This window comes from Polynucleobacter necessarius (genome assembly GCF_900095205.1).
In the GTDB taxonomy this organism is placed as follows: domain Bacteria; phylum Pseudomonadota; class Gammaproteobacteria; order Burkholderiales; family Burkholderiaceae; genus Polynucleobacter; species Polynucleobacter necessarius_E.
This window is the reverse complement of record NZ_LT606951.1, coordinates 1,083,777-1,110,550: the sequence shown is the minus strand read 5'-3', so window position 1 is coordinate 1,110,550 and position 26,774 is coordinate 1,083,777. Positions and strand designations below refer to the sequence as shown.

Sequence of the window (26,774 nt, the reverse complement as noted above, 5' to 3'; positions counted from 1 at the left end):
TAGGGGCTTGTGGTGGTTGGATAGGGTGTGCTCAAGTAAAATGAGGTCATAAAATAAAAGATAAGCGCTTTTTAGAAACCGATTAAAAACAAATGTTCGATAAATTCCGCATGAAGATTAAAAAAATACCATCGTATCCCTTCGCTATAAGTTAACCGATGCGCAAAATAATGTCATCGAAGAACCTGATCCTCCGATGGTATACCTGCATGGTGGTTACGAAGGCACTTTCCCAAAGATCGAAACTTTACTAGATGTCAGGATATCGGCTATGAGGCCACTATTCAGTTGGAGCCTAACGAGGCCTTTGGAGAGTATGACCCCCAGAGCTTTTAAAGATTGAGCCACTCGAAGTCGGTATGCAATTTGAGGGTGTGCCCGATGCAGAGGAGGATGCTAGCGCTGATGATGAGCCCTTGATCCATATGGTGACCGATGTTGCTGATAATCAAGTGGTATTAGACGGCAATCATCCTTTGGCGGGTATGGCGTTGCGTTTTTGGGTCCAGGTGGAGGACGTTCGTGCCGCTACAGAGGATGAGATTGAAAACCGTCATCCAGAAGGTGGTAAAAGTTTTTCCTTTGGCATGCCCAATGACGATGGTGATGATGAGGATGGATTTCCAGGCAACTCAATTGATACAGGTGATGCAGGACCGCGCACGCTGCATTAAGTAAAAAACTTTAATTAAGTCGAAGCAAAACTTAAAACTAAAAAGGAATAGCACGAGCTATTCCTTTTTGTTTTTATGTGCTTAGTTATTCACTATATCCCACTATTCCTTTAGCCATTCTTTAATGGCATCCAGATCTCGCTTGGTATCGCTAGAGCCTTCATCGGGGCTAGCTGGGGTATTGCTTAGCTTAGCCAAGGCTTTCTCTAAAGCAGCAATTTTGGCTTCTTGTTCGATGGTTGCATCGATTAAGCCTTTAAGGGCCATCGATACAGGATCATCGACATTTGGTGTAACGCCGTAAGCTGAAAAGTATTCTTTGGTTTTGCTATCAGCACTTTGTGGCAAGTTTGGGTGCAAGATGCGGGCGGGGATGCCAACAGCAGTTGCACCTGCAGGAATTTCTTTCAGAACTACTGCATTGGAGCCAACACGAGCACCGTCGCCTACGGTAAATCCGCCGAGGACCTTAGCACCTACACTCACTACTACTCCCTTGCCGAGAGTGGGGTGACGTTTAATGCCTTTGTAAAGAGAAGTACCACCTAAGGTAACGCCTTGATAAATGGTGCAGTCATCACCAATTTCTGTGGTTTCGCCAATGACGATTCCAAGACCATGATCTAAGAAGACTCTGCGACCTATCTTTGCCCCGGGATGAATTTCAATGCCTGTCAAAAAATGCGCAAACATGGAGAGCAAGCGAGCGATCCATTTGAGACCGAGGTTCCACAGAAAATGGGAGACGCGATGTAACCCAAACTGCATGAAGACCTTGATAGCAAGTGATAACCTCGAGGCGATTTCTAGTTGCAGGATCCCTGGCAATAATGGAGTCGACTTGGTCAAAGATGGAATTAGACATATTTTGATTTTAACGGGATGCGTCTATTTTCTCAGGAGCATCTGCTTGGCAATGCCCCGCAAGAGGTCAATCTCCTCCTTGTGGAGGCGACTGCGAGCAAAGAGAGCTTGAATACGGGGCATCAGTTTTTTAGGGTTAGATGGGTCTAAATAGCCAATTGCCTCTAGACCTTGACGCCAATGCTCTAGCATGGCAGATATCACTGCAGGGTCTGCAAAATCAGCCATGTTTTCTCGATTGGGCGGTGTATTTTGCGTCCCCAATTGCTGGCTAAGCGTAGTTCTGAGGGTGTATGCGCACACCATGAGTGCCTGAGCTAAATTTAGCGAAGGATAGACAGGATTGGCTTCCAACCAAACTCTGTGGGTGCACATAGATAGGTGCTCATTATCAAGCCCCGTTCTTTCGGGTCCAAAGAGAAGTGCAACCTTCCTATTTTGATTGACTGTCTCAGCGATTAATGAGCGGGCATCTTCCCAATTGAGGGCGGGAGGGCCAAATTCTCGATCTCGGCTTGTTAAGCCCAGCACCAGGGAGCAACCCTCGGTTGCTGACGTTAAGGATCCTTCTTCGGTTGAGTTCTCCAAAATATCTGCCGCACCGCTTGCTAGAGCGATTGCTTCGACATTTGAGGCTATTCCTTTAGTCTTGGGGTTGATGAGTTGTAAGTCGCTAAAGCCCATGGTTTTAAGGGCGCGTGCCGCTGATCCTACGTTTCCAGGGTTACTGGTTTCTACTAAAACCCAGCGAATTAATTTAGATTGATCGATATTCATTAATACGCAAAGGGATAGGCAGTTTGGGATGTGTAAAAGGTTGGTAATGGGGTGGTTAATGCTAATCGTTTAGAATCAAACTGTTAGCTTCGTATTGTCATGCAATTTACCCTAATTTGTTGGCATTACAAGGAGCTTGTTCTTGTTTAATTTGTCCATCAATACTATGCATCCCATGTTAAATGTGGCCGTAAAGGCCGCCCGTCGTGCTGGAACCGTTATCAACCGCGCCTCTTTGAATTTAGAGCGCCTCCAGGTTGACCGTAAGCAATATAATGATCTTGTAACCGAGGTGGACAAAGCAGCAGAAGCGGCCATCATTGAAACGCTCAGCGAAGCCTATCCAACCCATGGATTTTTGGCTGAAGAGACGGGCGAGCGCAATGCTGATGCAGAAAGCGTGTGGATCATTGATCCTTTAGATGGCACAACCAATTTCATCCATGGATTTCCTCAATACGCAGTGTCTATTGCTCTTTCTGTCAATGGTGTGATCCAACAGGCCGTAGTTTATGACCCAACTCGCGATGAGTTGTTTATTGCTACTCGTGGTGCTGGTGCGTATTTGGATCGTCGGCGTTTGCGTGTCGCCACCCAAGATCGTTTAGCAAATGCCCTATTGGGTACCGGTTTTCCTTATCGTGAAGATCAGGACTTGGAAAAATATTTAAAGATTTTTGGTGACATGACTCGTCAATGTGCAGGCTTACGTCGTCCTGGTGCTGCATCCTTGGATTTGGCGTATGTCGCTGCCGGTCGCTACGACGGATTCTTTGAGAGCGATCTAAAGCCCTGGGATATGGCCGCGGGTGCCTTGTTGATTACAGAAGCAGGCGGCTTGATTGGCAACTATCGTGGTGAAGAGGGTTATCTCAAGAGCGGTGAAGTCATGGCAGCAAACCCTCGTATCTTTGCTCAGATGGTGCAGACGCTATCTAAATATTCAGTTCGTTAATTGGCTTGTCAATTAACGAGGCATCCGATCTGATTAGTGCTTAATCAGATCGAAGTAACGAGCTCCATCACTATCAATCAGTAAAGCGCTTGCTCTAGGGCGTCCGCTTTCTGGGTGATCAAGGTCCCAGTCAGACAAAACCCAGCGTTGCCAATGTTGCGTATCTAAAGATTCCTCATGATGCGCTGGCAAATGAGTGTGTCCATGAATCAATCGATCACCCGACTGATCTTTTAAAACAATGGAACATGCAGAGCGAGTGACATCCATTTTATGGTGGTCAGTTGCTGGCAGTTGTTGATATTGATTATGGCTATTACTCCGTAGATGCTGTGTTACACCTTGACGCCAATGCAGGGGTAAGCTCAAAAAGATTTTTTGTATCCAGGGCTTTCTGACCCAGTTACGAAATACTTGATAACCCACATCCGCAGTGCATAAAGCATCGCCATGAGCCAATACCCACTTTTGCTCGGCAATCTCTACAGTTGAAGGATCGCGTAGCAGTGTCATGCCAGTTTTTTTAATAAAGCTTGGTCCGATTAAAAAATCTCGGTTGCCATGAAGGTAATAAGTTTTTACCTTGGTAGAGAGGTTGGCAATCGCACGTTGTACTTCTTGTTGGAAAGGTGAGTGCATTGATGCATCATCGCCTACCCAATACTCAAATAGGTCGCCCAAAATAAATACAGCCTCGACTGTAGGCGCCTCTTTTTCGCAGAAGTCAAAAAAACGTTGCGCCGTCAAGGGCATTGACGGCGTCAGATGTAAGTCTGATATGAGCAGTGCGCTCGAGTATTGCGGAATCATTCCCCGAGAACGGGTGGCCTTCTCAATCACGACATCTTCGGCAGGAACATCTTGATGAAATCCAGAGCTACCCCAATCTTCACTTTGCGGATTGCATCAACGACATCCATACCGTCTGTTACCTTGCCGAAAACTGCATAACCCCAACCTTGGGCATTTGGTGCAGTGTGATTTAAAAAATCATTGTCATTCACATTGATAAAGAATTGTGCGGTAGCAGAGTGTAGGTCGCTAGTGCGAGCCATGGCTACTGTGTATCGATCATTCTTGAGACCATTATTGGCTTCATTCTCAATTTGAGCACCAGTAGATTTCTGTTTCATTCCAGCAGTCATGCCGCCATCCTGAATCATGAAGTTATCAATGACGCGATGGAAAATCGTGCCATCGCAATGCCCACTTTTTACGTATTGCAAAAAGTTTACAACGCTTTTAGGTGCCTTGACTGCGTCTAGATCGAGGGTGATGTCACCCTTATTAGTTTTTAAGAGTACTTTCGTCATTGTTAGATTTACTTTTTAAAGGGTTGGTGGATAGATTATTGCTTGGTGTTGAATCAGTAATGTTGGTTGGCATAGGCGGATTTTTGGCTGGCGTCTTTAATACTTCTAAAAGGGCCTTGGCACGATTTGAATATTGACGTTGATTCAGTCGAGCGTTTTTAGTCGCATCCTCATACGCTTTTGCACCCAGGCGAACGTAAATCTCTCCTAAATTTGCAGAGGCTATGGCATAAGTGGGGCGGAGTTTTAATGCAAGCTCCAAATAATCTCTCGCCTCAATCCATCGCCCTTGGTTGGCGGTAATTGCAGCAAGATTGTTATACGCCTCAGGCAGTTCTGGGAACTGCTGGGTAATTTCAATCAATGTTTTTTTAGCTTGGTCAAATTGACGCATCTCAATCTGCAAGCGTGCTTTTACAAAACGTAACTGCACATTACGCGGATTCTTTTTGAGCTCCACATTAATTTGGGTGATCGCATCTGGATACTTGCGTGCCTTGATGAGCTTTTCCACATCCGATGGCACAGCATTCTTGGTAACAGGGTTAGGCTCAATGATGAGGAAAGAGAAAAACGGCACGCCAACTGTCTCTGATAACTCAGGATTGAGGGGGTCATTTCCCATATCTGCGGAAAGTCTAGGTGGGTCAATAGGGTTGTAACCACCTAAATAGGGCTGAGGACTTGTCTGTGTCGACTTTATCTCTTGGGCGTTTAATGACTGAATTTCGCTATCCGCACGCTGCTGGGCAGGGGTGCTACACCCCGTCATCAAGGCCAGCACTGCTAAAGCCGTCAAGGCTGGAGCAAGGGCAGAATGAAGGGCAGGGCGTGGCTCTAGGGGGCTGTAGGACATAGGGGATAGGGTGTGAAACAGGCTCATTCGATATACTCAGCGCTCAGTCTAACAAATTGGCGCTACTTGTGCCCCACCTTTATAGCCCTATGCTGCAAATCTATAACACTTTAAGCCGTTCAAAACAGGTATTTAAGCCCATCGAGCCAGGCAGGGTGAAGATGTACGTCTGCGGTATGACAGTGTATGACTTTTGCCATATTGGTCACGCCCGGGTCATGATTGTGTTTGACATGGTGGTGCGCTGGCTCAGAGCTAGTGGGTATGAAGTGCTTTATGCCCGCAATATCACCGATATTGATGACAAGATTATTAACCGTGCTGTAGAAAATGGTGAACCTATTTCTGCATTAACTAATCGTTTTATCGCTGCCATGCACGCTGACTCCGATGAGTTGGGTTTAATGCACCCAGACCAAGAGCCGCGCGCGACTGAATTCATTGGGCAGATGCAGGGCATGATCGGCAAACTCATTGAAAAAGAATTGGCGTATCAAGCCAATGATGGTGATGTCAATTTTGCTGTTCGTTTATTGCCACGCTATGGGCAGCTATCAGGCAAAACCTTGGATGAATTAAATGCTGGTGAGCGGGTTGCAGTTGGTGATGGTAAGCGTGATCCTTTGGATTTTGTCTTATGGAAAAGCGCTAAGGCAGAAGAGCCAGCCGATACTCGCTGGAATTCTCCATGGGGTGAAGGTCGCCCTGGATGGCATATCGAATGTTCGGCAATGTCATGTGATTTATTAGGCGAACACTTTGATATTCATGGTGGCGGTGCTGACTTGCAATTCCCGCACCATGAAAATGAAATTGCTCAAAGCGAAGGCGCTTTGTATGGCAAAGATCGCAAAGACAATGATGCGCCATTTGTGAATTACTGGATGCACAATGGGCACATTCGGGTCAATGAAGAGAAGATGTCTAAATCCTTAGGGAACTTCTTTTTAATCCGCGATGTGCTGAAAAGTTTTGACCCTGAAGTAATCCGCTTCTTTATGCTGAAGGCGCATTACCGTAGCCCCATTAATTACAGCGATGCGCAATTATTAGAAGAGGCTCGCTCTGGATTGGTGCGCCTGTATACGGCCTTATCACAAGCCCCGAAGGCTCAGGAATCCACGCTTGACCCGAATAATCCTTGGGCGAAACGTTTTGCGGATGCGATGAATGATGATTTCAATACGCCGGAAGCGATAACAGTCCTATTTGATCTGGCTAGTGAAGTCAATCGCGCACAGGGCGATGAAAAGCAATTGCTTGCCAATACGATGAAAGCACTTGGCCTATCTTTAAATTTCTTACAACGGGACCCAATCGAATTTTTACAAGCAGGCTCCAAAGACCAAGATGGTTTAAGCGTTGATGATATTGAAGAACAAATTTCAGCGCGAATTGCCGCTAAGCAAGCAAAAGATTTTGCCAAGGCAGATCAGATTCGTAAAACCTTGCTAGAGCAGGGTATTGTTTTAGAAGATAAATCAGGCGGCACAACAGAATGGCGTAGAGCTTAATGGCGGTAGTAAAAAATAAAACAGAACCAGCAGCTAAGGTACAAAAAGCAGAAATTGCTGTAGATTCTGTGGTGCAAGAGATTGCCCCAGAATATTGGGAGCAAGCTTGCCGAGAATTAATGAAGCAAGACCGTATTTTAAAAAAACTGATTCCAAGATATGGCTCTGGATTTTTAGTGACACGTGGTGACCCATTCAATACTTTGGCTAGAGCAATTGTTGGTCAACAAATTTCAGTGGCGGCTGCACAATTAGCGTGGAATAGAGTGGTTGCCGCCAGTAAAAAGAAGGTTAACCCTAAAAATATCCTAGCCCTTAGCGTTGAGGAATTGCGTGCTGCCGGTTTGTCTGGCCGTAAAGTTGAATACATTCAGGATTTAGCAGATCACTTTGATTCTGGTCGTCTTCACGCTAATCAGTGGAAAGACATGGATGACGAGAGTGTCATTAAAGAATTAAGTGCAATTCGGGGTATTGGACGCTGGACCGCCGAAATGTTCCTCATCTTTAATATGGTTCGCCCTAATATTCTTCCATTGGACGATGTTGGTCTAATTAAGGCTATTTCCCTCAATTACTTCAGTGGAGAGCCTGTCAGCCGCCATGAAGCCCGTGAAGTGGCAGCAAATTGGGCCCCCTGGCGTACAGTTGCCACCTGGTATATGTGGAGAAGTATCGACCCAATCCCAGTTGAATATTAAAATCAGACTATGAAAACGACTTTCCTGGGTTTTGAGCAGCAAATCGCCGAATTAGAGTCAAAGATTGAAGAGTTGCGTTTTGTGCAAGATGAATCATCGGTGGATATTTCCGATGAGATAAAAACGCTTTCCGAGAAAAGTCAGCAACTGACTAAAGACGTATATGCCAACCTTACTCCTTGGCAGATCTCTCAAGTAGCGCGTCATCCGCAGCGTCCTTACACATTGGACTATGTTGGCGCCTTATTTACTGATTTTCATGAGCTACATGGCGATCGCACCTTTGCTGATGATCAATCAATTATTGGCGGCCTTGCTCGTTTTGAAGATCAACCATGCATGGTTATTGGTCATCAAAAGGGTCGAGATACTAAAGAGCGCGCTCTCAGAAACTTTGGTATGAGTCGTCCTGAGGGATATCGAAAAGCAATGCGCTTGATGCGTCTTGCTGAAAAGTTCGGTATTCCAGTCTTTACTTTTGTTGATACTCCAGGTGCATTCCCTGGCATTGCTGCTGAAGAGCGTAATCAGTCTGAGGCGATTGGTCGCAACCTTTATGTACAAGCAGAATTAGAAGTACCTATCATCGCTACGATTATTGGTGAAGGTGGTTCTGGTGGTGCTTTAGCAATTGCAATGGGTGACGTGGTATTGATGTTGCAAAACTCCACTTACTCAGTGATCTCGCCTGAAGGATGCGCCTCTATTCTTTGGAAGACAGCAGACAAGGCGCCAGAGGCAGCTGAACAGCTCGGCTTAACCGCTCAACGTCTTAAAGCGCTAGGCTTGATTGACAAGAGTGTTGCTGAACCTATTGGTGGCGCACACCGCGACTACAGCACGATGATGAGCAATATGCGTAAAGCCCTTGCTGAGTCCTTAAAAACTTTTGATGGCATGAAAGTAGATGCATTGCTGGAGCGTCGTCATGAGCGTTTGATGAGTTATGGCAAGTTCAAGGAAATCACTGCAAAGTCTTAAGCCAGGAAAACGAATTGCGGTTGCCCTTAGTGGCGGCCTCGATTCGGTTGTATTGCTCGATACCGTTTGCAGAGCGCAAGCAAAAAAACAAGCGCAAAGCAATTATCAAATTTATGCCTTCCATGTCCACCATGGCTTGCAAAAACAAGCGGATAATTGGCTGATTTTTTGCGAGCATCTTGCAAAAAAGTACAAGATTCATTTTGATTTTCGTCTACTCCATTTGAGTGATCCCAGAGATCAAGGCAATGTAGAGGCTCGAGCAAGAGCAGGTCGTTATGAAGCACTTGCTGATCTTTGTGAAGAATATGGCCTTGAAGATTTGTTCTTGGCACATCATCAAAACGATCAAGCAGAAACAGTCTTACTGCAACTTCTTAGGGGTTCTGGTATCGCGGGTTTATCTGGCATGCCACAAAGCCGAGATATTCAAATCAATCAACACCGCATTACTCTTTGGAGACCGCTTTTAAATCAAGGCAGACAAGAGCTTGAGTTTTACGCTAAAGAGCATAAGCTTGAATGGATTGAAGATCCAAGTAATCAAGATGTCAAATACCGTCGCAATGCACTGCGCAAGAAAATCATCCCAGCCCTGGAGCAGATTCAACCTGAGGCCTTGGCTAATATGGCGCGTAGCGCAGACTTGCTTGGGGAAGCTCAGATATTACTCAATCGTTTAGCAAAGCAAGATGGTAAAAATATTCTCAATAAGGATCAGTTAAAAGTAGTGCCACTACTAGCTTTGGCTCAAAATGATCTGCCAGCAGCAAATAACCTCTTAAGGTACTGGCTGCACACTCAGCAATTAGCGATGCCATCGCAAGAGCGTTTGCAAGCTTGGTGGCGTGACTTAGTCATGGTTAAAGCTGGTGCCCAATTGGAGTGGCTGCATGATGAGCGCAAAATTTGTTTATGGCGCGGCGTTCTACAAATAGCTACCAAAGAAGAGGGGCAATGGTCTCTCAAAATTTTGCCCCCCGATTCCAGGCAATTAGGTCTGCCAGCTGACTGGGTCAAAAATGCCCAAGAAAACAAACAAATTCACCTCAAGGAGAGGATTGGCTCTGAAAAGATTCAAATTAAGCCAAATAGTCCTCGCAAAATCCTCAAAAACCTGTATCAGGAGGCCGATATCCCGCCTTGGGAGCGTCACGCACCCTTGCTGTATGTCCATAACGAATTGATCGCTGTGGCCAGGATAGGGATTAGCTATCCACATCTCGTTTCTAAGGGTAGACGAGTAGTGCCGGAATGGATACAAAACCCTGTAAAATAAGCCCTTTTTAGAACCCTCAGGGAGTTATATCCCTGTAATAGACAGTTAAATAGACGGTTTTTATGGCTCTTATCGTTCATAAATATGGTGGCACCTCAATGGGCTCAACAGAGCGCATTGCCAATGTTGCTAAACGCGTTGCCAAGTGGATGCGTGCTGGTCACCAAGTAGTGGTAGTGCCTTCGGCTATGTCCGGCGAGACTAATCGCTTGCTTGACCTAGCAAAGGAAATCAATCCGGAAGCAAATCCACGTGAGCTTGATCAAATTGCCTCAACTGGTGAGCAGGTCAGCTCTGGTTTATTGGCATTAGCTTTGATGCGTGAGGGCATTGATGCTGTGAGCTATGCCGGTTGGCAGGTGACGGTTCATACCGACTCATCCTTTACCAAAGCTCGCATCAAGAGCATTGATGACCAAAAGATTTTGAAAGATCTGAATGCTGGTCGTGCAGTAGTAGTGACAGGCTTTCAGGGTGTAGATCCTGAAGGCAACATCACCACATTAGGCCGCGGCGGCTCTGATACCTCAGCAGTAGCGATGGCAGCTGCCCTTAAGGCGGATGAGTGTTTGATCTATACCGATGTGGATGGTGTCTACACGACGGATCCACGCGTTTGTGAAGATGCACGTCGCTTAGACAAGATTACTTTTGAAGAGATGCTAGAAATGGCTGGCTTAGGTTCAAAGGTATTGCAGATTCGCTCAGTTGAGTTTGCAGGTAAGTACAAAGTTAAAACACGGGTGTTGTCTTCATTGACAGGCCCATTAATGCCTTTAGACCAAGAGATGAAGTCAGGCACCTTGATTACATTTGAAGAGGACAGCACTATGGAAGCCGCAGTTATTTCCGGCATCGCCTTTGCGCATGATGAAGCGAAGCTTACCGTTCTTGGAGCTCCTGATCGCCCAGGTATTGCATATCAAATTTTGGGCCCCATTGCGGATGCCAATATTGATGTGGATATCATCATTCAGAATCAATCTGTTGAAGGCAAGACTGACTTTACCTTTACAGTGCCACGCGCTGACTACCAAAAAGCGCTGGATATTCTCAAGGGCACAGTTCAACAAGCACACATTGAAGCAAAAGAAATCTCTGGTGATCCAAAGGTTTCTAAAGTTTCAGTGGTTGGCGTAGGCATGCGTTCCCACGTTGGTATTGCGAGCAAGATGTTCCGTACTTTGTCAGAAGAGGGTATCAATATCTTGATGATCTCCACTAGCGAAATCAAGATCTCAGTCGTGATTGATGAGAAGTACATGGAATTGGCGGTACGTGCCTTGCATAAGGCGTTTGAATTGGATCAGAAGTAAAAACGCTTCAAAATTGCAGTAAAACCCGAGTAAGACAGTAATCCGTTAAACTGTGGGTCGTTGTAGAAGTAGTAAGGAGACGTGGCCGAGCTGGTCGAAGGCACTCCCCTGCTAAGGGAGCATCGGGGCTAAAACTCTGATCGGAGGTTCGAATCCTCTCGTCTCCGCCAAAATATTTGGCACATCGCAAGATGGACCGTAGTACCCAGATGAGCCCCCAACCGCGGGGCTTTTCTTTTGTCAAAATGGTGCGAGAATGCTTTATAGGTCTTAAAAATAGATAATTTGCTTTAGTCTGCGAATTAAGCAAGATAGCTTTTGAATTCATCTTTTTGATTAAGATTATTTGAGAAGGTTAGTTACATGATGTTTGGCATAAAAGGATATTTCCATGTATAGATCAGAAATTCTTCAAAACGAAGAGCGTAGGCTTTCCGCTCTAGAGGCAATGGAAATTTTAGATACCACTCCCGATGAGCAGTTGGACTTCATCACAAAAATAGTCAAAGAAAAATTTAATGTGCCAATCGTGCTCATCAGCCTGGTTGATAGAAAGCGTCAATAGTTTATGTCCAAGCAGGGTTTGGATGTTAGTGAAACCCCAAGAGATGCTTCCTTTTGCAGTCATGCCATCTTGCACGAAGGAATTTTTGTCGTTAACAATGCTATTGAAGACTCTCTCTTTAAAAGTAATCCACTGGTATTAGGTCCGCCAAATATTCGTTTTTATGCTGGTGTACCCTTAACAAGTCCTGATGGTTATCGGATTGGCACGATGTGTATCATCGATACCAAGGCAAGAAGATTATCATCGGATGAAGAATCTGACTTGATCGGTTTTGCACAAATAGCCCAAGAACTCATTAGCAAAAGAGGGCCTCAGCATCACCTTGAAACATTGCTTGATCAGGCAATGGAGGGTCTATTTGAAATTAATCCAGAACATAGTTTCATCTATATCAATGAATTTGGTGCCAACCTTTTGGGCTATGAGAAGGAAGAGTTGCTGGGCAAAAGATTGGATTCAATTTTTCCTTCAAAGAGGTACGACGGTAGTCCGTATTTGTTAACTAACTTCGTAGATAAGATTGCAGCATCCAATACGCCGATTAGTCGGGACGAGGAGAGCCTGGTTAAAAAGGACGGGCAAACTATTAGTGCAACATGTAACTTTTTCCCAGTTTTTAGAGCGGGTAAAGTCGTCAATATCTTAATGTCGTTCCGGGACAACTTTGAGAGGGATGCTTTGCGTGCTGAAGTTCAGTGGCAACGTGAGAGTATCGACAAGATTCTAGATACAAGGATCTCCGTCCTAGGATTGCGCGGCACCAGAAAAAGATCGCAAAATTAAGCCTATATATCTGAACGAGTCATAAAAGCACTGCGACAATGAGTCCTCAGTGCTGAGTAAAGCTTTGCATCCCTCATAGAATGAGAGACTGTGTCTATTAGAAAAGTTAGCCATGATTGATATACCTTCATAGGCACTACTTATTAGGGGTGATGGAGTTCAATGAAATACAGCCCAATTAAAAGGCTTAATTTTGTCTTGATAGCCAGCATCTGTGTTGGCGAAGCCTTAATTATGTTTGTATTACCATCTTTTGGGCGCTTATCAACTATAGCCGTCGTCATACTAGACGTCGCATTGCTCATTCTGATTATTATCCCGCTGGTGAGGTGGATAGTCATTCGACCCATGAAAAACTATATTCATGAAATAGAGTCTGCTCATCACACTATAGCGGCTCAAAAAGAGCAATTGCTAACCACCTTAAATGCTTTGGCTAAGGCTAAAGATAACGATACCGGCGATCATATTTTGCGCACCCAGAAATACGTCGAAATATTGGCTAAATGTCTACAGCATATGGGTTGCTATCCGGATGTACTGACTGACCACTATATTAAAACTTTGGTTAAAGTTGCGCCTTTGCATGATTTGGGAAAAGTAGGTATCCCAGACCATATTCTAAATAAGCAAGGACGCTTTACCGATGAAGAGAGGACTTTAATGAATAGTCATCCGATGATTGGCGAATCCATCTTGACCGCATCCCAGCCGGATGAAATTAATGGTGCGCTGATTTCTATGGCGATTAAGGTAGCGGGTTCACATCATGAGAGGTGGGACGGCAAGGGCTACCCAAGAAAGATCTCTGGCCAGGATATTCCTATTGAGGCCCGAATTATGTCAGTAGCCGATGTTTTTGATGCGCTCGTCAGCGATCGACCTTACAAAAAGGGGTGGCCTATAGAGGATGTTCTATCAGGAAGTTGTCAACAAAAGCGGCTCAGCTTTCGATCCTATGGTTATAGATGCATTTATCGCTGAGCGTCATGCATTTGAGGCGATAGCTAAAAATTCTTAACTGTGTCTCTAAGGCTTAAATGACTCCGCTTTAGCACAGCTTAAATCGACTTCCTGCAATAGGATTACAAAAAAATATAGGGGCTGTATAGCCCCTATATTGTTAATATAGTGGGATGCTAGCGTGATCCTACGATAGCCTGCATATATCCTTGAATATATTGAGGCGGCACAAAAAGATCGGTCTTGACACCAGTCTTGGAAGAGACGGTGATAATGAAGCCCCTTCTTAGCACGATCTTTTAGGGAAGGCCTCAGTCAATTGAATGGAGAGCAATTCTCTGAATATGCAACCCCCGCCGATCGCCACAAGCCCCGACTTCTCTATCAACCACCTTAAAGTTAGTGGAAGGTGTTCCTTCTAGTGTGGCAGATTCGTAAAAACGCCATTGCGAAAAGTAGGTCAGTTGTGCGAGAAGTTCATAAGTCTTAGTACCTTGAGCAGATTAATTTGCTTTTAGGCTAAACATTTCGTAGGTGTTGTCGGCATCCATCGTATTGATTGGAGGGCCTTGAAATGTTTTTCCACCGTTTGAGGTGGGGGTGATGGACATCGTTAATCTCCCAGCCACTAATTTTTTTATCATTCTGATTGCAGGCAAGTAGGCCAGCGCTGACAGTAAGCAGTAAAGCAATGCGATAGATGATTCGAAACATAAATAACTCTCTAGAATCGTCGAATCATACTATCCCTTGAGGTAGAGCTTGAATTCTATGGATTATGCGTATTTTCCTGTCAAGCCACCGTCTACCACCAGCTCGGTACCGGTAATATAGGAAGCGGCATTAGATACCAGAAATGCGCAAGCATGAGCTATATTCCATGCGCTTCCAGAGTGGCCCATGGGCACTTGGCGATCACGAGCTGCACGTGCATCATCCAGGCTATTTTCAGAAAACATTTTGGCTACAGTATTGGCAATTCTGGGGGTGTCTATTAACCCTGAGACTACCGTATTGGCTCGAATGCCTGTGCCTGCATATTGCTCCTGGGCAATCATTCGTGTAAATTGAGTATTGACTGCTTTAGTGACGCTATAGGCGAGGTGGGGATAGCCTAGATAACGCATCCCCCAGCGACCAAAGAGATGGCGATGATATTACCTGTCTTGCGTGCTACCATTTCTGGAAGGACTTCTTGGGCGGTTAATAGGAGGCTGCGAACATTGATTTTATGAATACGTTCAAAATCATCCGCACTAGTTTCCATGGGTCCACCAACTTTACCAACATCAACATTGTGATGCAGAACATCAATTGGCCCAAATCGTTCCCTTGCCTCCCTAAATAGTCTTTGTACGTTCGCTTCTTCTGCGACATCGCCGACGAAAGTCTGGGCTATACCACCTTCATTCAAGATGATGCGAGTGGTTTCTTCTGCGGATGATGAATCGCGATCAACTACGCAAATTTTTTCGCCTAAACGGGCAAAGGTGACGCAAGATGCTCTGCCAATACTCCATCCTGGACCAGCAGAGCCGCCTCCAGAAACAAAGATGACACGATCAGTAAGATCGGCGGGTAATCCAGGGGGTGGGATTTGACGCTCATTTATTGATTCAATCCAACCGTCATCCCACCACAAACATAGACTACTTGTCCTGTAGTAAAGCCTGTGCGCTGATCAAGTAGAGAGGCAACGAGGTGAGCCACTTCCTCTGGCTGTCCAATTCGACCGAGTGACACACTATCAAGGATACGTTGAGTTGCTGGAGCATCTGGCGGGTTTGCGCTTTTTTGAAAAAGTTCGGTTGCAATCGGTCCTGGGCCAATTGCGTTCACGGTTATTCCATTTGCTGCGAGCTCTAGAGCTAGAGTGCGAGTGAGTCCTAGTAATCCAGCTTTGGTGGTCGCATAGGACAATGCGCTCTTCTTTGCCCAAAGCAGCACGACTAGAAATATTAACGATGCGATCAAAATGGGCGGCTTTCATTGCCGGGAGTACGGCTTGGGCACAAATAATAGCAGCAGCAATATTCACATTCATTGCTGCATGTAAATCCTCTAAGCTTGTGTTCTCAATATTGGCGGGGCGGACGATGCCTGCATTATTGACTAAGCGGGTGATGGTGTGCGAATGATTAATCTTTGCTAGCGCTGTTCGCAAAGCCTTCTCATCAGAAATACCTACTTGATAAAAGCTTTCATGTGCAGCGATCTTTGCTGGGGATTCTTTATCTATATTAATGACGTGCATGCCATCAGCAATAAGCCGTTCTGTAATTGCGCGACCAATTCCTCTGCTCGCGTCAGTCACTAAAGTACATTCTCTAGACAATGAAACTCCCTGTAGGCTCATCATTAGCCAATCTTGTTGGCGCCATCGCGACAAATAGCATGCTCAACAGTATCCCAAATGAAGCGACCTGAAGGACTTTGTTGTTCTTCAACTATTGTATATGCGCTACTAAGCCAGCTGAGCGAGAAATAACTGCAAAGCCTCGCATGACAGCAGTGGGAATGCTAATCTCACCGAGAAGTGCTGCAACTGCTCCAGTAGCATTAATAGTGATGGGGCGCGACCAGCAACCTCATCAACCGCCTTAGACAAAGTTTCTAGTGCACGAATATGGTCACCTTTCAGATCTTTTTCTGAGCGTCCCATATCTAGTAGCTTATAGGCTCGTGGATCAACGGGTTTGTGAAGATGATGACCAAAACCGGGAACAGCGCCTTTAATATCTTTGTAATGCCGAGCGATCAGAAGTGCTTCTGCAGATTGATCTTTGGCGGCAATGATGCGATCAAGCAGGGCGGAGCAGTTTTCCATGGTCCCGATAAAGGAACTTCCAACAGCAAGTAAGCCTGCAGAGACCGCACCCTGTAGATTCTCGGGTGCACTCATATAGATGAGGCGAGTAGCAATTGCACTAGGTGTCAGGCCATGCTCCATCAATACGATTGGCACCACATCAGTGATGCGTATATTTACAGGCCTAGGTTCGCGACCCAGGATTTGCATCAACATGACTTCAGTAAATGTTTTTTTACCCATTAAATCCTCTACGAGATCGGCATCACGGTAATGCAGACTAGTAACAGGTGTTTTTTAGCAGTCATTTTTTTACAGTTCCAAATTAAATCTAAATGGATTTATGCAGTTGTTCAATAACTGCGCTCTTTAGTAGTTTGCCGACATTAGAGCGGGGCAAGCTTTTATAGAAATGAATATGTTTAGGAGTTTGTACTGGTCCTAAAAGATTGCGAACAAACGCAATGAGTTCTGCTTCCTCTATATTCTGTCCTGGATGCAGTTGCACTGCAGCCTGCACAGTTTCACCCCATTTCTCATCTGGTAATTCAAACACAAGACATTCATGAACTGCAGGATGCTGACTGAGTGCATTTTCAACATCCACCGGATATACATTGAAGCCACCAGTAATGACAATATCCTTTAGACGGTTCTTGAGATACAGAAACCCTCGCGCATCAATTAAGCCGCGATCGCCAGTATGTAGCCAGCCATCAATGATGGTTTCAGTCGTCTTTTCTGGTAAGCGCCAATACCCATTCATCAGTAAATCACCGCGAGCAACGACTTCGCCGATTTCACCGCTAGGTAGAATTTTGCCCTCAGGCGACATGATCGCTACATCGCTAAACCAAGTAGGCCTGCCAACTGACGCCCAGTTGTTTGGATCATCAAAGTCTTCAGGTTGCATTGCTGTCAAAATTTGTGGGGCTTCAGTTTGGCCGTAGGTAGTGCCTAAGACCGGCCCAAAGAAATCACGTACCTTGCGGACCTGCTCTGGAGGCATTGGAGCACCACTATAAATCAGTCTGCGTAATTTTGGAAAATCTTCTCTTGATGCATTAGGTAATGCCATGAGCATGTACACCAAGGTGGGCGGCATAAAACAGACGGTGCCACGGCGTTCGCGAAAGGCATTTCCGACTACTTCCGCACCAGCGTCATCTAGAATGACATGACATCCACCCTGAGCCAATATGGGAACGATATAAGTAGATGTCCCATGATAGGTGCCGCGACAACATACCGCTCATGCTCATCAAACCCCAAAACATGTATCTGGTTACTGATATTGGCCATTCATGCACGATAGGGTTGCATGACGCCTTTGGGTCTGTGGTGCCTCCAGTAAATTTAATCGCTTGAATGGCATCTAAAGGCAATTCAAATGTGGGTTGGTGGTATCTTCATATAAGTGGATGATGTCATCCATACTGCGCGCTGCCGCATCAGAATCAGCCCCCGTATAAATCCAAGCACCTGGAGCGCCTTTGAGTAATTCCTGATTCGCTTTGTCCAAAATCACAATTGTGGGTTCGGTAACATTGATAATTCGCTGAATTTCAGGATGAGTACTCTTGGGATTGAGGGGAATCCACACCTTGCCACAAGCTAAGATGGCTAACAATGCAGTAATGTGATCAGCGCTATTGCCTGCACAAATAGCCACTCGACTCTGAAGATTGGGGTCAAGCGCTGCCAGACCAGTGGCAAGCACTCTAACTCGATTTGCTAGAGTGGCGTAGTGAATGGGGTCGCTTGGTGTATCCAATCGCAATGCGATCAGGCCAGCGCTGAACAGCCCTCCAGAAAAAATCAATAGGAAACATATAAGTTAACTTTTAGTTAAGCTGATTATTTGAAGCGAGAAATGAAACTATTCAGCCTTAGCGCCTGATTCTTTAACCACCTCACGCCAACGTTTTACTTCGGCAGCCTCAAATGCAGCCATCTTTTCTGGGGTTCCTGGCTCAGGGGTGGCAGCCAGCTCTTGAAGGCGTTGGCGAACTTCAGGGGAGTTCAGAGCCTTATTCAAAGCAGTATTTAGTTGTTTGATGATCAGTTTTGGGGTCCCCCGGCTGGAGCAACGAGTGCGAACCATGACTGTACGTCAAAACCAGGATAGCCTGATTCTGCAATAGTGGGGATATCTGGAAGATAAGGTGAACGTTGAGCGCCCGTAATAGCGATAGGGCGAAGTTTTCCGCTCTGGATATGTGGCAGCGCTGAGGGTGCATTATCAAATATTGACTCTACTTGTCCACCAGTAAGTCAGTTACTGCTGGGGTGCTCCCCTTGCAAGGGATATGCAGCATTTAAACTTTGGATTGCATCTTAAACATTTCACCAGAGAGGTGGATGGATGAGCCGCTACCTGAGGAGGCAAAGGTTACGCCGTCCTTTGAATCTTTGGCATAACGTACATATTCAGCAACCGTCTTCATGGGAATACTTGGATTAACAACCAAAATATTCGGAATTTTTGCAATCATGCCTATAGGTTCAAAATCTTTGATGGGGTCATAACTAAGCTTGGGATAAAGACTCGCGTTAATAGTGTTAGCAATAAAAAATGCATACAGGGTATAGCCATCAGCGGGCGAGCGGGCTACGATCTCTGCTTCCACGTTGCTGTTAGCACCAGGGCGATTTTCAACAACAATAGATTGACCCAATGTGCTACTTATGTTCACAGAAATAAGCCGTGTTAATACATCAGTGGCGTCTCCAGCAGAATAGCCAACAATGATCTTGATTGGCTTGGTGAGCCACGTAGCAGTGGTTTGTGCATTCGCGGAAATTGACGCTGAAGTAATTAGGGCGGCAAAAAGGCTTATCAAACCTTTTTTGGCTGTGAAATGTAAAGACATGTATCTCCTTCAATTTGTAGAGAGCTCAGCGAAGTTCTTTTTCGCGCTCAATTCTTTATTTATTCAGTATTTATAACATCAAAAAGCCCATTCCGGTTCTTTGTGACCCCTCCCTGAATTCCCATTCACGCATAAGCCAAATATTCAATTAACTAGGTATAAATACCCATGTAACTAAACTTCACAACTTCTGATGTATAGTAATGAGACTGGGAGATGAAATGAAGAGACAGATACCAAAAACACATCAAGCCTTGGAATGGGTGGGGAAGGGTATGACCGCAGCTCAAGCTGCAAGAAAGATGGAGATTTCAGAATCCAGCGTATATGCAGCCCTCAGAAAGACGAGGGCTAAGGAGGTGGGTTGTTGTCCAACATGTGGTCACAAAATAAGGAGCTAAGATGAAAAAGACTCTATTAGCAGCTGTATCAATATCTGTTGCTGCGTTTGCGTATGCAAATACTCAAGTGTCAGATTCTTCTGAATTGATCAATCAGCAATGTAAGTTGTCAGCTGAAGCTGTATCCACTTTGAAGAGCTTACGTTATGGGAATACATCTATTCGTAAGGATGTCTCCACATTGATTAATGCAAGCCTGAAGACTCCAGAAAACCGTGATCTTGCTCAAAAGACATTGAATTTAATGGTGGACGATAAAACCCTTGACGCAGGCAGTTTAGAGGGAAAATATTGTTCATAAACTTCTGGCTATTGAAATCAAGTGACACAACAAGCTGAGTGTCCTGATTGTGGAAATCCGCGGCTACTGTTTAATCAGTGCCCGCATTGCGGTTCTGAAAATTTACCTATTTTAGGTACTGATACAGTCGAGTTCAATATTAAGCAAGATGGGCCTTATGTGGAGGAGGCCTTAGAACGTCTTACTGATTATTTACGTAAGTCCCTGGAATTAGGTATCAAGGCAGTCATTGTGGTTCATGGCTATGGCTCTAGGGGTGAGGGTGGACGGATCAAATGGGCTATACATGATGCGCTTGAAAATAATTGTTATTCAGATCGTGTGGATGAATATCATTTTGGTGAAGATGTAGCTTTTGGCAGCGAGGCCTACCATGTCTTGTTGAGGAGACGTCCAGGATTAAAGCGATACCTTAGGCGTTTTAAAGAAGGTAATGCTGGCATTACCTTCTTATTGCTGGGCGCACTCATGTTAGAAGTGCTTAGAATAGGCATACACATTAATAAGCGCTTTATCAATTAGGAGTTAATCTTTATGACCACTAAGAAATTGGATCATTCGGAAATGCATCTAGACAAGCCAGCCGGCGCAGAACAACTCATTGGAGAATTCAAGTCTTTGATGGCGGATGCCGAGGCTTTAATTAAGGCTACGGAAGATCATCCTGGTGATGCAATTAGTTCTATTCGCAACAAGGCTCTTGAGTCATTGGCTGGCGCCAAAGAAAGTCTCTCAAGCGTCGAGGGTAAGGTATTAGATAAAGCAAAGGTAGCTGCAGAAGGCGCAGATGATTTTGTTCATCGTAATCCCTGGGAGGCGGTTGGCGTAGCTGCAGGCTTAGGATTGCTCATTGGCCTATTTATTGGGCGTCGCTAAGTCATCATGTCACAAGAAAATTTACTTTCCTCTATTAAAGGCCTTGCTTCAACGGGAGCGTCGATTGCACAAACGCGTTTGGAATTACTATCGATTGATGTGCAAATTGCTAGAGCCAAATTTATCAGTCTGCTGGTGATGATCGTTAGCGCCTTATTCTTTTTATTTTTTGGTTTAGTCATGCTGGCCCTTCTAATTGTGATCTATAGCTGGGAGGCTGATCGAATGCTTGCTCTAGGTTTATTAACCGCAGCATTTTTATCTATCGGTTTGATTTTTGCCTTTCTCATTGCCCAATCTCTTCGCAATATGCCTAAATTATTTGAAGCTTCAATAGCAGAGTTAAGCAAAGATCGCGAGGCACTTTCTAAATGAGCGTCAAGTTAAAAGCCCTAGAAGCCCATCGTCACGAGCTGCAGACCCAGTCGCGCAAAGAGAGGCAGGAATTTGCAGAACACTTTGAAGCATGGGAAAAACCACTATCTTGGGCAGATAAGGGAATAGATGCAATACATTTTCTTAAAAATAACCCCATCCTTTGGAGTAGCGCATTTGCAGCGCTAGCGCATTACAAGCCAAAACTTGCTAGTAAAGCACTGGCGGTAGGTTGGGGCGCCATGAAGATTTTGAAGACGGCTAAAAAGTTGGTATAGAAATTCAGCATCTAGCTTTTCAATACAGATTGATGGCTAAGATTGTTTTTACTGAGTAGTTGATTGCCATTTAGAAAGGTAATTTCCAACAGAGTGATGGCGCCACACACTTCAAAGCCTGCACTGCGTAGCAACTTATCAGCAGCAATTAAGGTCCCGCCGGTTGCTAAAACATCATCTAGGAGTAAAACTCTAGCGGCTTTAGGTAGGGTAGATTCTTGAATTTCCAAAGCATTGCTACCGTATTCCAGTCCGTAGGCCTCGCGGCGACTGGCTAAAGGAAGTTTATTGGGCTTTCTGGCTAGGGCCAATCCTTTATGTGAATGATGAGCTAGAGCGGAGCCAAAGATAAAGCCACGTGACTCAATACCCACAATATGGGTGTAATCAAACTGCTGGGCTAATTCATCAAGCTGGTGAATTGCCTCTTTAAAGGCTGCTGGATTGGCTAATAAAGGAGAGATATCCCTAAAGAGAATGCCTGGTTTTGGAAAATCCGGAGCTCCGGGTAGATAATCTAATAAATTCATGGCCAACCATTATGAAAACTGAACTACTCATTATTACCGCATTAGAGTCCGAGCTCAAGCGAGAGACTGTGCCTAGTGGGGCAGAGATAGTGTATTCGGGGATTGGCAAAATCAATGCAGCAGTAACATCCTTAAAAGCGATTCATCAATTCAGCCCAAGGCTAATACTGAACTTTGGTGCTGCTGGAAAAATAAACCCAGAAGTAGATGGCCTCTTAGAGATTGGCAGAGTCATTCAGCGCGATATGGATGCGGAACCATTGGCGCCTCGAGGTAGTACACTATTCTGCATTCGTCCAACGGAGCATCTGTCCAGTGGAAAATTCATATGTGGTTCTGGCGATAGTTTTGTAACAGCCCAAGATCCCTGGCTTCAGAGTTAAGGAGTGGATGTGGTTGACATGGAATTATTTGCCATTGCGGCAGTTGCTCATGAGTATCAAATTCCTTGGCACTCATTTAAATACATTACCGACGATGCCAATGAGAGCTCAGGAGCTGATTGGCAATCCAAGGTCCATCATGGACAGGAGCTGTTCCTACAAAAGATTACTGAAATTCTTCGAACCTAAGCTATTGTTCGACTTTGTGCCAAACCTGAGTCCTACCAAGCAATGGAACGTCGATATAGCCACGAACATCCATTTTTTTGCCATCTTCAGTAACGATTTTGACTCGATAAACTTCACCTTCTTCTGGATCTAGAATTTTACCGTCTGACCAAGTGCCTAGCTTATCACGCTTGAGTTCGGTCATAATTTTCATTCCAATGATGGGGGCTTATCTTTACGCTCATCTTTGCATAGGTTGCAGTACACCAGTGGCTTTTCATTTGGTTTTTGAAATGTTTTAACAATCGTTCCCTCAAGCGCACCATTCACTTGTTCAATTTTGATTAATGAAGCGGCTTCGTTTGTTTTGTCATCAATCGTTTTCCAAACACCAATTGCCGGATCTGAAGATTGGGCAAAAACATTTCCAGCGAAGAGTAAAAGGAAGGCTGAAAGAAATGTAATCGAGTATTTGGTAAGCATATGCCCCTCAATATATGAATATCCGAAATCTCTGTCTTGAGGTTTTGGTGGCTTAAATTATGCTTTATTGGCGCCAAAACGGAAAATCTCCACTATTAAATACTGCTTACCCCCAGGGATAGTAGGCTAGATAAATATATCCAATTAATTCATTGTCCAAAAACAAGGCTAAATGGCTAAAGAGCCAAAGGGAGCATCACTTTAGATTTAATCCTATGCAGTGTTTAGAATTAGCTTTTAGATTTATAAATCTAGTTATAAATGATAAGAAAGCGAGACCGAGGCTATCTTATGGTTAATCCAACTAAACCTTGGTTGAAAAACTATCCTGACGGTGTAGCTCATGATATTGGCGTTTTGCCCAATTCTTCTTTGTCTCAGTTTCTAGAGGAATGTTTTAGTCGTTTTGGCAATCGCAAAGCTGTAGAGTCCATGGGGAAGTTTTTCTCATATCGTGATCTTGAAGACTCTCTCAAGACTTTGCTAGTTATCTTCAGACCTTGTATTTGGAGAAGGGTGCACGCATTGCATTGATGTATCCAAATGTGATTGAGTATGTTGTAGCTATGATCTGGGTGTTGCGCGCTGGTTATGTTGTGGTCAATATCAACCCTCTTTATACTGCGCGTGAATTAGAGGATCAATTGCGTGATAGCGCCGCTTCAGTCTTGGTTGTGATGGAAAATTTTGCGGCGATCTACCAGCAGATACCTAGCTTGCCAAATATGAAGCAGGTGATTGTCAGTAGCCCAGGTGAACTTCTTAGTGTAAAGGGTTTAATCGTCAATTGGGTAGCGCACAATATTAAGAAAATGATTGCACCATGGAGTTTCCAGCATATTGCTTTTAAAGAGGCGCTTCAGATTGGTAGAGGATCTGTTTTTCAACGGCCCGAAATTGGTCTCGATGACATCGCTTTTTTGCAGTACACAGGAGGAACTACTGGCATTTCAAAAGGTGCAGTCTTGTTGCATCGTAATATTCTTTCGAATATTGCTCAAATAGAAGCTTGGCTTAATCCTGGCTTAAAACGACAGCCTAATGAACAACTAGTTTTTTTATGCGCCTTGCCTCTAACGCATATATTTGCTCTGACCGCATGCGCATTCCTTGGAATTGCTAAAGGCGGATTATTAATCTTGGTCGCTAATCCAAGAGACATCGCTGATTTTATCAAAATGCTGATGAAGCATCCAAAAATCAATATTTTTCCTGGGGTGAACACCTTGTTTCACGCTTTAATTCATCACCCAAAATTTAAGCAAGTGAGACTCCCTAATTTATTAGTCACCATTGGTGGGGGGTGGCTGTTCATAAAAAACCGCAGACCATTGGCAGGCGCTTACAGGAGTGCCGATTGCTCAAGGTTATGGCCTCTCAGAAACTTCACCGGTAGTTTGTGTCAACAGTCCTTTGGAGAGGCGCTTTACAGGCCATATTGGTTCGCCCGTTCCTGGAACAGATGTCGTGATTTTGGATGATGACGAAGTAGAGTTGCCTAATGGCATGGCAGGAGAGATTTGTATTAAAGGCCCACAAGTGATGGCGGGGTACTGGAATAAACCTGAGGAAACCAGTCATTGCATGACGGCTGATGGCTACTTCAAATCTGGTGATATTGGGTTAATTACGTCTGAAGGCTTTATTCAAATTGTGGATCGTAAAAAAGATATGATCGTAGTGGCAGGATTTAAGGTATTTCCAAATGATGTAGAAGATGTTTTAGTGCAAATGCCAGGAATACAAGAATGCGCTGTCATTGGTGCGCCTCATCGCAAATTGGATGAAATAGTTAAGGTCTATGTTGTGAGATCAAATCACCACATTACCGAAGCTGCAGTCCTTCAGCATTCCAAGGAGCATCTCACTAGCTATAAGCGCCCAAGAAAAGTGATTTTTGTAGACGACTTGCCTAAATCCAATGTCGGGAAAATATTGCGTCGAGAGCTCAGAAATCTTTGAGCGAAGATATTCTAAGAACGCGGTGTTTTACCAACCATTTTCGCGGCCCTTAGGAAATCAAAGTCTACACCTTGATCTTGCTTGTGTAACGGTATCCAAGAAAAGCTTCTTATAGCCGCGCTCAGCCGTAGGTGAAGTAATTGGATTGTCTTTCATGCGTTGAACCAGTTCTTCATCGGAAATTAATAAACTAATTTCACGATTCTTTACGCTCAAACGAATACGATCACCATTACGTACTTGCGCCAATGGCCCCCCAATAGCGGACTCTGGAGTAACGTGCAACACAATCGTCCCAAAGGCGGTACCACTCATGCGTCCATCCGAGATGCGCACGATATCTTTGACTCCGGCGCCGGGCTAGTTTCATAGGAATTGGGATATAGCCAGCTTCTGGCATACCTGGGGCACCTTTAGGCCCTATATTCTTGAGAACCAAAATATCTTCGGCGGTGACATCCAAATCTGGGCTATCAATACGATTGGCTAAATCAGCCGCATCTTCAAAAACAACGGCACGACCTTCATGTTCCATCAGTTTTTCATTGGTAGCTGATTGCTTAATAATGGCGCCACCGGGAGCTAGATTGCCATGTAAAACTGCAATACTGTCGCGTGGATAAATTGGCCTATCAAATGGGCGCACCACATCTTGCTGAAAACTCGGTGGAGCAGCCTCAATTTCTTCGCCAAGCGTTCTTGCCGCTGACAGTCATTGCATTGAGCTTTAATAAGGGCTTTAGTTCGTGCAACAGAGTGGTCATACCACCTGCATCATGAAAGTTTTCCATGTAGTGATCTCCAGATGGCTTTAAATCTACCAATACGGGTGTCTCATCACCCATTTTATCGAGGGCGTTTAAGTCAATCTCTAAGCCCATACGACCAGCAATAGCCGCTAAATGCACAATGGGTCGAGCCATCAATCGCGAGCAAAACTCGCATAGCGTTCTCAAAGGCATCGGCTGTTAACGCCTTATTAATTGTTAAACCTTCTTTAGCCATCTTGACTGCACAAGTATCAGTTTCTTCTGCAATACTGTATGCGATCTGCCGTTAACTGCTGGAGGTGTAGCCCCACCAGGCACTGTCACATGCCAAGCGCTTCAGAGATGCAGGCCATAGTGCTAGCTGTACCCATTACTGAACAAGTGCCAACACTGGCTACTAGTTGATCGTTAACCTCGTCTTTTTCAATTTCATCAATCTCGCCCGCACGAAATTTGCCCCAGTAACGACGGCAGTCAGTGCACGCACCAACACGCTCATTACGATGAGATTCGGTCAACATCGAGCCGGTAATTAGCTGTATGGCTGGTAAGCCTGCTGAAGCGGCGCCCATCATTTGTGCTGGCACTGTTTTATCGCAACCACCAATCATGACCACTGCATCCATCGGTTGTGCGCGCAACATCTCTTCTGTGTCCATCGACATTAGGTTGCGCAAGTACATGCTGGTTGGTGCGGCAAAACTCTCATGTATTGAAATGGTGGGAAATTCCATTGGCAAGCCACCCGCGAGCATCACGCCACGTTTTACTGCTTCAAGCAATTGCGGCATATTGCCATGACAGGGGTTGTATGCACTACCAGTATTAATAATGCCTATGACAGGGCGATCAAGAGCGCTATTGGTATATCCGGCACCTATAATAAATGCTTTGCGCAAAAATAAAGAGAATCCTTTATCACCATAGCTAGTCAAGCCTTTTCGCAAACCGCTTTCTGTGGGGTCTTTTTTTGGTTTATTGCTCATGTATGTCTCGTGTCTTTTTGATTGTTCTTGCGCTG

At 44.9% G+C, this 26,774-nt stretch carries 22 protein-coding genes, 1 tRNA gene and 10 pseudogenes; 19 read left to right on the top strand and 14 right to left on the bottom strand.

The annotated features are described in order from the left end of the window. The first annotated feature begins 130 nt into the window (after positions 1-130). Positions 131-674 (top strand): annotated as a pseudogene (locus DXE37_RS06140) (FKBP-type peptidyl-prolyl cis-trans isomerase). Positions 675-776: 102 nt separating this feature from the next. Here the strand turns inward: DXE37_RS06140 and cysE are convergent. Next, a pseudogene (gene cysE / locus DXE37_RS06135) lies at positions 777-1,539 on the bottom strand (serine O-acetyltransferase). A gap of 23 nt (positions 1,540-1,562) precedes the next feature. Then, positions 1,563-2,315, bottom strand: a complete 753-nt coding sequence (locus DXE37_RS06130; RefSeq protein ID WP_114636902.1) for an RNA methyltransferase — start codon at positions 2,313-2,315, stop codon at positions 1,563-1,565. A 166-nt stretch (positions 2,316-2,481) separates the two neighbouring features. On the opposite strand from DXE37_RS06130, the gene DXE37_RS06125 reads away from it, so the two are divergent. Beyond that, on the top strand, positions 2,482-3,270 hold the full coding sequence (locus DXE37_RS06125; RefSeq protein ID WP_114636901.1) for an inositol monophosphatase family protein: 789 nt from the start codon (positions 2,482-2,484) through the stop codon (positions 3,268-3,270). A 33-nt stretch (positions 3,271-3,303) separates the two neighbouring features. Here DXE37_RS06125 and DXE37_RS06120 read toward each other — a convergent pair whose 3' ends face one another. The 3 genes and pseudogenes from DXE37_RS06120 to DXE37_RS06110 form a co-directional block, all read right to left on the bottom strand. Beyond that, positions 3,304-4,110: a UDP-2,3-diacylglucosamine diphosphatase gene (locus tag DXE37_RS06120; protein ID WP_231971369.1), complete on the bottom strand. Its 807-nt coding sequence runs from the start codon at positions 4,108-4,110 to the stop codon at positions 3,304-3,306. Further along, a pseudogene (locus tag DXE37_RS06115) lies at positions 4,096-4,583 on the bottom strand (peptidylprolyl isomerase); the annotation flags it as partial. The pseudogene DXE37_RS06115 and the gene DXE37_RS06120, both read right to left, overlap by 15 nt. Then, positions 4,558-5,439 carry a tetratricopeptide repeat protein gene (locus DXE37_RS06110; RefSeq protein ID WP_231971192.1) on the bottom strand — a complete coding sequence of 294 codons (882 nt, stop codon included), beginning with the start codon at positions 5,437-5,439 and terminating at the stop codon, positions 4,558-4,560. The pseudogene DXE37_RS06115 and the gene DXE37_RS06110, both read right to left, overlap by 26 nt. An 89-nt stretch (positions 5,440-5,528) precedes the next feature. Here DXE37_RS06110 and cysS point away from each other — a divergent pair, with 89 nt between their 5' ends. The 9 genes from cysS (at position 5,529) to DXE37_RS06070 (ending at position 13,565) form a co-directional block, all read left to right on the top strand. Then, a complete protein-coding gene (gene cysS, locus DXE37_RS06105; protein ID WP_114636899.1) occupies positions 5,529-6,953 on the top strand; it encodes a cysteine--tRNA ligase in 1,425 nt (474 codons plus the stop codon). Continuing rightward, a complete protein-coding gene (locus DXE37_RS06100) occupies positions 6,953-7,654 on the top strand; it encodes a DNA-3-methyladenine glycosylase family protein (RefSeq protein ID WP_197713126.1) in 702 nt (233 codons plus the stop codon). Before cysS ends, DXE37_RS06100 begins: the two co-directional genes overlap by 1 nt. Positions 7,655-7,663: 9 nt before the next feature. Further along, positions 7,664-8,635 carry an acetyl-CoA carboxylase carboxyltransferase subunit alpha gene (locus DXE37_RS06095; protein WP_114636898.1) on the top strand — a complete coding sequence of 324 codons (972 nt, stop codon included), beginning with the start codon at positions 7,664-7,666 and terminating at the stop codon, positions 8,633-8,635. After that, a complete protein-coding gene (tilS, locus tag DXE37_RS06090) occupies positions 8,601-9,914 on the top strand; it encodes a tRNA lysidine(34) synthetase TilS (protein ID WP_114636897.1) in 1,314 nt (437 codons plus the stop codon). The genes DXE37_RS06095 and tilS overlap by 35 nt, the downstream gene beginning before the upstream one ends. Before the next feature lie 62 nt (positions 9,915-9,976). Further along, positions 9,977-11,230 (top strand): aspartate kinase, encoded by a 1,254-nt coding sequence (locus DXE37_RS06085; RefSeq protein ID WP_114636896.1) that lies wholly within the window; start codon positions 9,977-9,979, stop codon positions 11,228-11,230. 75 nt (positions 11,231-11,305) lie between these two features. Further along, a tRNA-Ser gene (locus tag DXE37_RS06080) sits at positions 11,306-11,400 on the top strand. Between the two features lie 221 nt (positions 11,401-11,621). After that, positions 11,622-11,795, top strand: coding sequence for a hypothetical protein (locus DXE37_RS10820; RefSeq protein WP_162786210.1), 174 nt, complete (start codon positions 11,622-11,624; stop codon positions 11,793-11,795). 3 nt (positions 11,796-11,798) lie between these two features. Continuing rightward, on the top strand, positions 11,799-12,581 hold the full coding sequence (locus tag DXE37_RS06075; protein ID WP_114636895.1) for a PAS domain-containing protein: 783 nt from the start codon (positions 11,799-11,801) through the stop codon (positions 12,579-12,581). A 162-nt stretch (positions 12,582-12,743) separates the two neighbouring features. Next, positions 12,744-13,565, top strand: coding sequence for an HD-GYP domain-containing protein (locus tag DXE37_RS06070; protein WP_114636894.1), 822 nt, complete (start codon positions 12,744-12,746; stop codon positions 13,563-13,565). 755 nt (positions 13,566-14,320) lie between these two features. Here DXE37_RS06070 and DXE37_RS06065 read toward each other — a convergent pair. From DXE37_RS06065 to DXE37_RS06045, 5 pseudogenes are all read right to left on the bottom strand, one after another. Then, a pseudogene (locus tag DXE37_RS06065) lies at positions 14,321-15,141 on the bottom strand (SDR family NAD(P)-dependent oxidoreductase). A gap of 11 nt (positions 15,142-15,152) precedes the next feature. Beyond that, positions 15,153-15,900: pseudogene (locus tag DXE37_RS06060) on the bottom strand (SDR family oxidoreductase). Between the two features lie 2 nt (positions 15,901-15,902). After that, positions 15,903-16,632, bottom strand: a pseudogene (locus DXE37_RS06055) (citryl-CoA lyase). Positions 16,633-16,684: 52 nt separating this feature from the next. Beyond that, positions 16,685-18,185: pseudogene (locus DXE37_RS06050) on the bottom strand (class I adenylate-forming enzyme family protein). 47 nt (positions 18,186-18,232) lie between these two features. Beyond that, positions 18,233-19,226: pseudogene (locus DXE37_RS06045) on the bottom strand (tripartite tricarboxylate transporter substrate binding protein). A gap of 402 nt (positions 19,227-19,628) precedes the next feature. On the opposite strand from DXE37_RS06045, the gene DXE37_RS06035 reads away from it, so the two are divergent. The 5 genes from DXE37_RS06035 to DXE37_RS06015 are packed head-to-tail and all read left to right on the top strand — an operon-like array spanning position 19,629 to position 21,457. Further along, the gene (locus tag DXE37_RS06035; protein WP_114636892.1) at positions 19,629-19,928 is read left to right on the top strand and encodes a hypothetical protein; all 300 of its coding nucleotides are present in this window, start codon (positions 19,629-19,631) and stop codon (positions 19,926-19,928) included. A 21-nt stretch (positions 19,929-19,949) separates the two neighbouring features. Further along, a complete protein-coding gene (locus tag DXE37_RS06030) occupies positions 19,950-20,450 on the top strand; it encodes a Smr/MutS family protein (protein WP_114636891.1) in 501 nt (166 codons plus the stop codon). Positions 20,451-20,462: 12 nt separating this feature from the next. Further along, positions 20,463-20,804 carry an ElaB/YgaM/YqjD family protein gene (locus DXE37_RS06025; RefSeq protein WP_114636890.1) on the top strand — a complete coding sequence of 114 codons (342 nt, stop codon included), beginning with the start codon at positions 20,463-20,465 and terminating at the stop codon, positions 20,802-20,804. Positions 20,805-20,810: 6 nt separating this feature from the next. Continuing rightward, positions 20,811-21,179, top strand: a complete 369-nt coding sequence (locus DXE37_RS06020; RefSeq protein WP_114636889.1) for a phage holin family protein — start codon at positions 20,811-20,813, stop codon at positions 21,177-21,179. Further along, entirely contained in the window at positions 21,176-21,457 is a 282-nt protein-coding gene (locus tag DXE37_RS06015) for a YqjK family protein (RefSeq protein ID WP_114636888.1), read from the top strand. Before DXE37_RS06020 ends, DXE37_RS06015 begins: the two co-directional genes overlap by 4 nt. 11 nt (positions 21,458-21,468) lie before the next feature. Here the strand turns inward: DXE37_RS06015 and DXE37_RS06010 are convergent, their stop codons facing one another. After that, positions 21,469-21,987 carry an adenine phosphoribosyltransferase gene (locus DXE37_RS06010; protein ID WP_114636887.1) on the bottom strand — a complete coding sequence of 173 codons (519 nt, stop codon included), beginning with the start codon at positions 21,985-21,987 and terminating at the stop codon, positions 21,469-21,471. Between the two features lie 11 nt (positions 21,988-21,998). On the opposite strand from DXE37_RS06010, the gene DXE37_RS06005 reads away from it, so the two are divergent. Both DXE37_RS06005 and DXE37_RS12610 read left to right on the top strand, forming a co-directional pair. Beyond that, positions 21,999-22,370: a phosphorylase family protein gene (locus DXE37_RS06005; RefSeq protein WP_231971191.1), complete on the top strand. Its 372-nt coding sequence runs from the start codon at positions 21,999-22,001 to the stop codon at positions 22,368-22,370. Positions 22,371-22,379: 9 nt separating this feature from the next. Then, positions 22,380-22,559 carry a phosphorylase family protein gene (locus DXE37_RS12610; protein WP_269460299.1) on the top strand — a complete coding sequence of 60 codons (180 nt, stop codon included), beginning with the start codon at positions 22,380-22,382 and terminating at the stop codon, positions 22,557-22,559. Between the two features lies 1 nt (position 22,560). Here DXE37_RS12610 and DXE37_RS06000 read toward each other — a convergent pair whose 3' ends face one another. Together DXE37_RS06000 and DXE37_RS05995 are read right to left on the bottom strand one after the other, a co-directional pair. Further along, positions 22,561-22,743: a DUF2147 domain-containing protein gene (locus DXE37_RS06000; RefSeq protein WP_162786208.1), complete on the bottom strand. Its 183-nt coding sequence runs from the start codon at positions 22,741-22,743 to the stop codon at positions 22,561-22,563. 5 nt (positions 22,744-22,748) lie between these two features. Continuing rightward, on the bottom strand, positions 22,749-23,021 hold the full coding sequence (locus DXE37_RS05995) for a DUF2147 domain-containing protein (RefSeq protein ID WP_114636885.1): 273 nt from the start codon (positions 23,019-23,021) through the stop codon (positions 22,749-22,751). 291 nt (positions 23,022-23,312) lie between these two features. On the opposite strand from DXE37_RS05995, the pseudogene DXE37_RS05990 reads away from it, so the two are divergent. After that, positions 23,313-24,983: pseudogene (locus tag DXE37_RS05990) on the top strand (AMP-binding protein). 11 nt (positions 24,984-24,994) lie between these two features. Here the strand turns inward: DXE37_RS05990 and DXE37_RS05985 are convergent. Further along, a pseudogene (locus DXE37_RS05985) lies at positions 24,995-26,739 on the bottom strand (IlvD/Edd family dehydratase). Between the last annotated feature and the right edge of the window lie 35 nt (positions 26,740-26,774).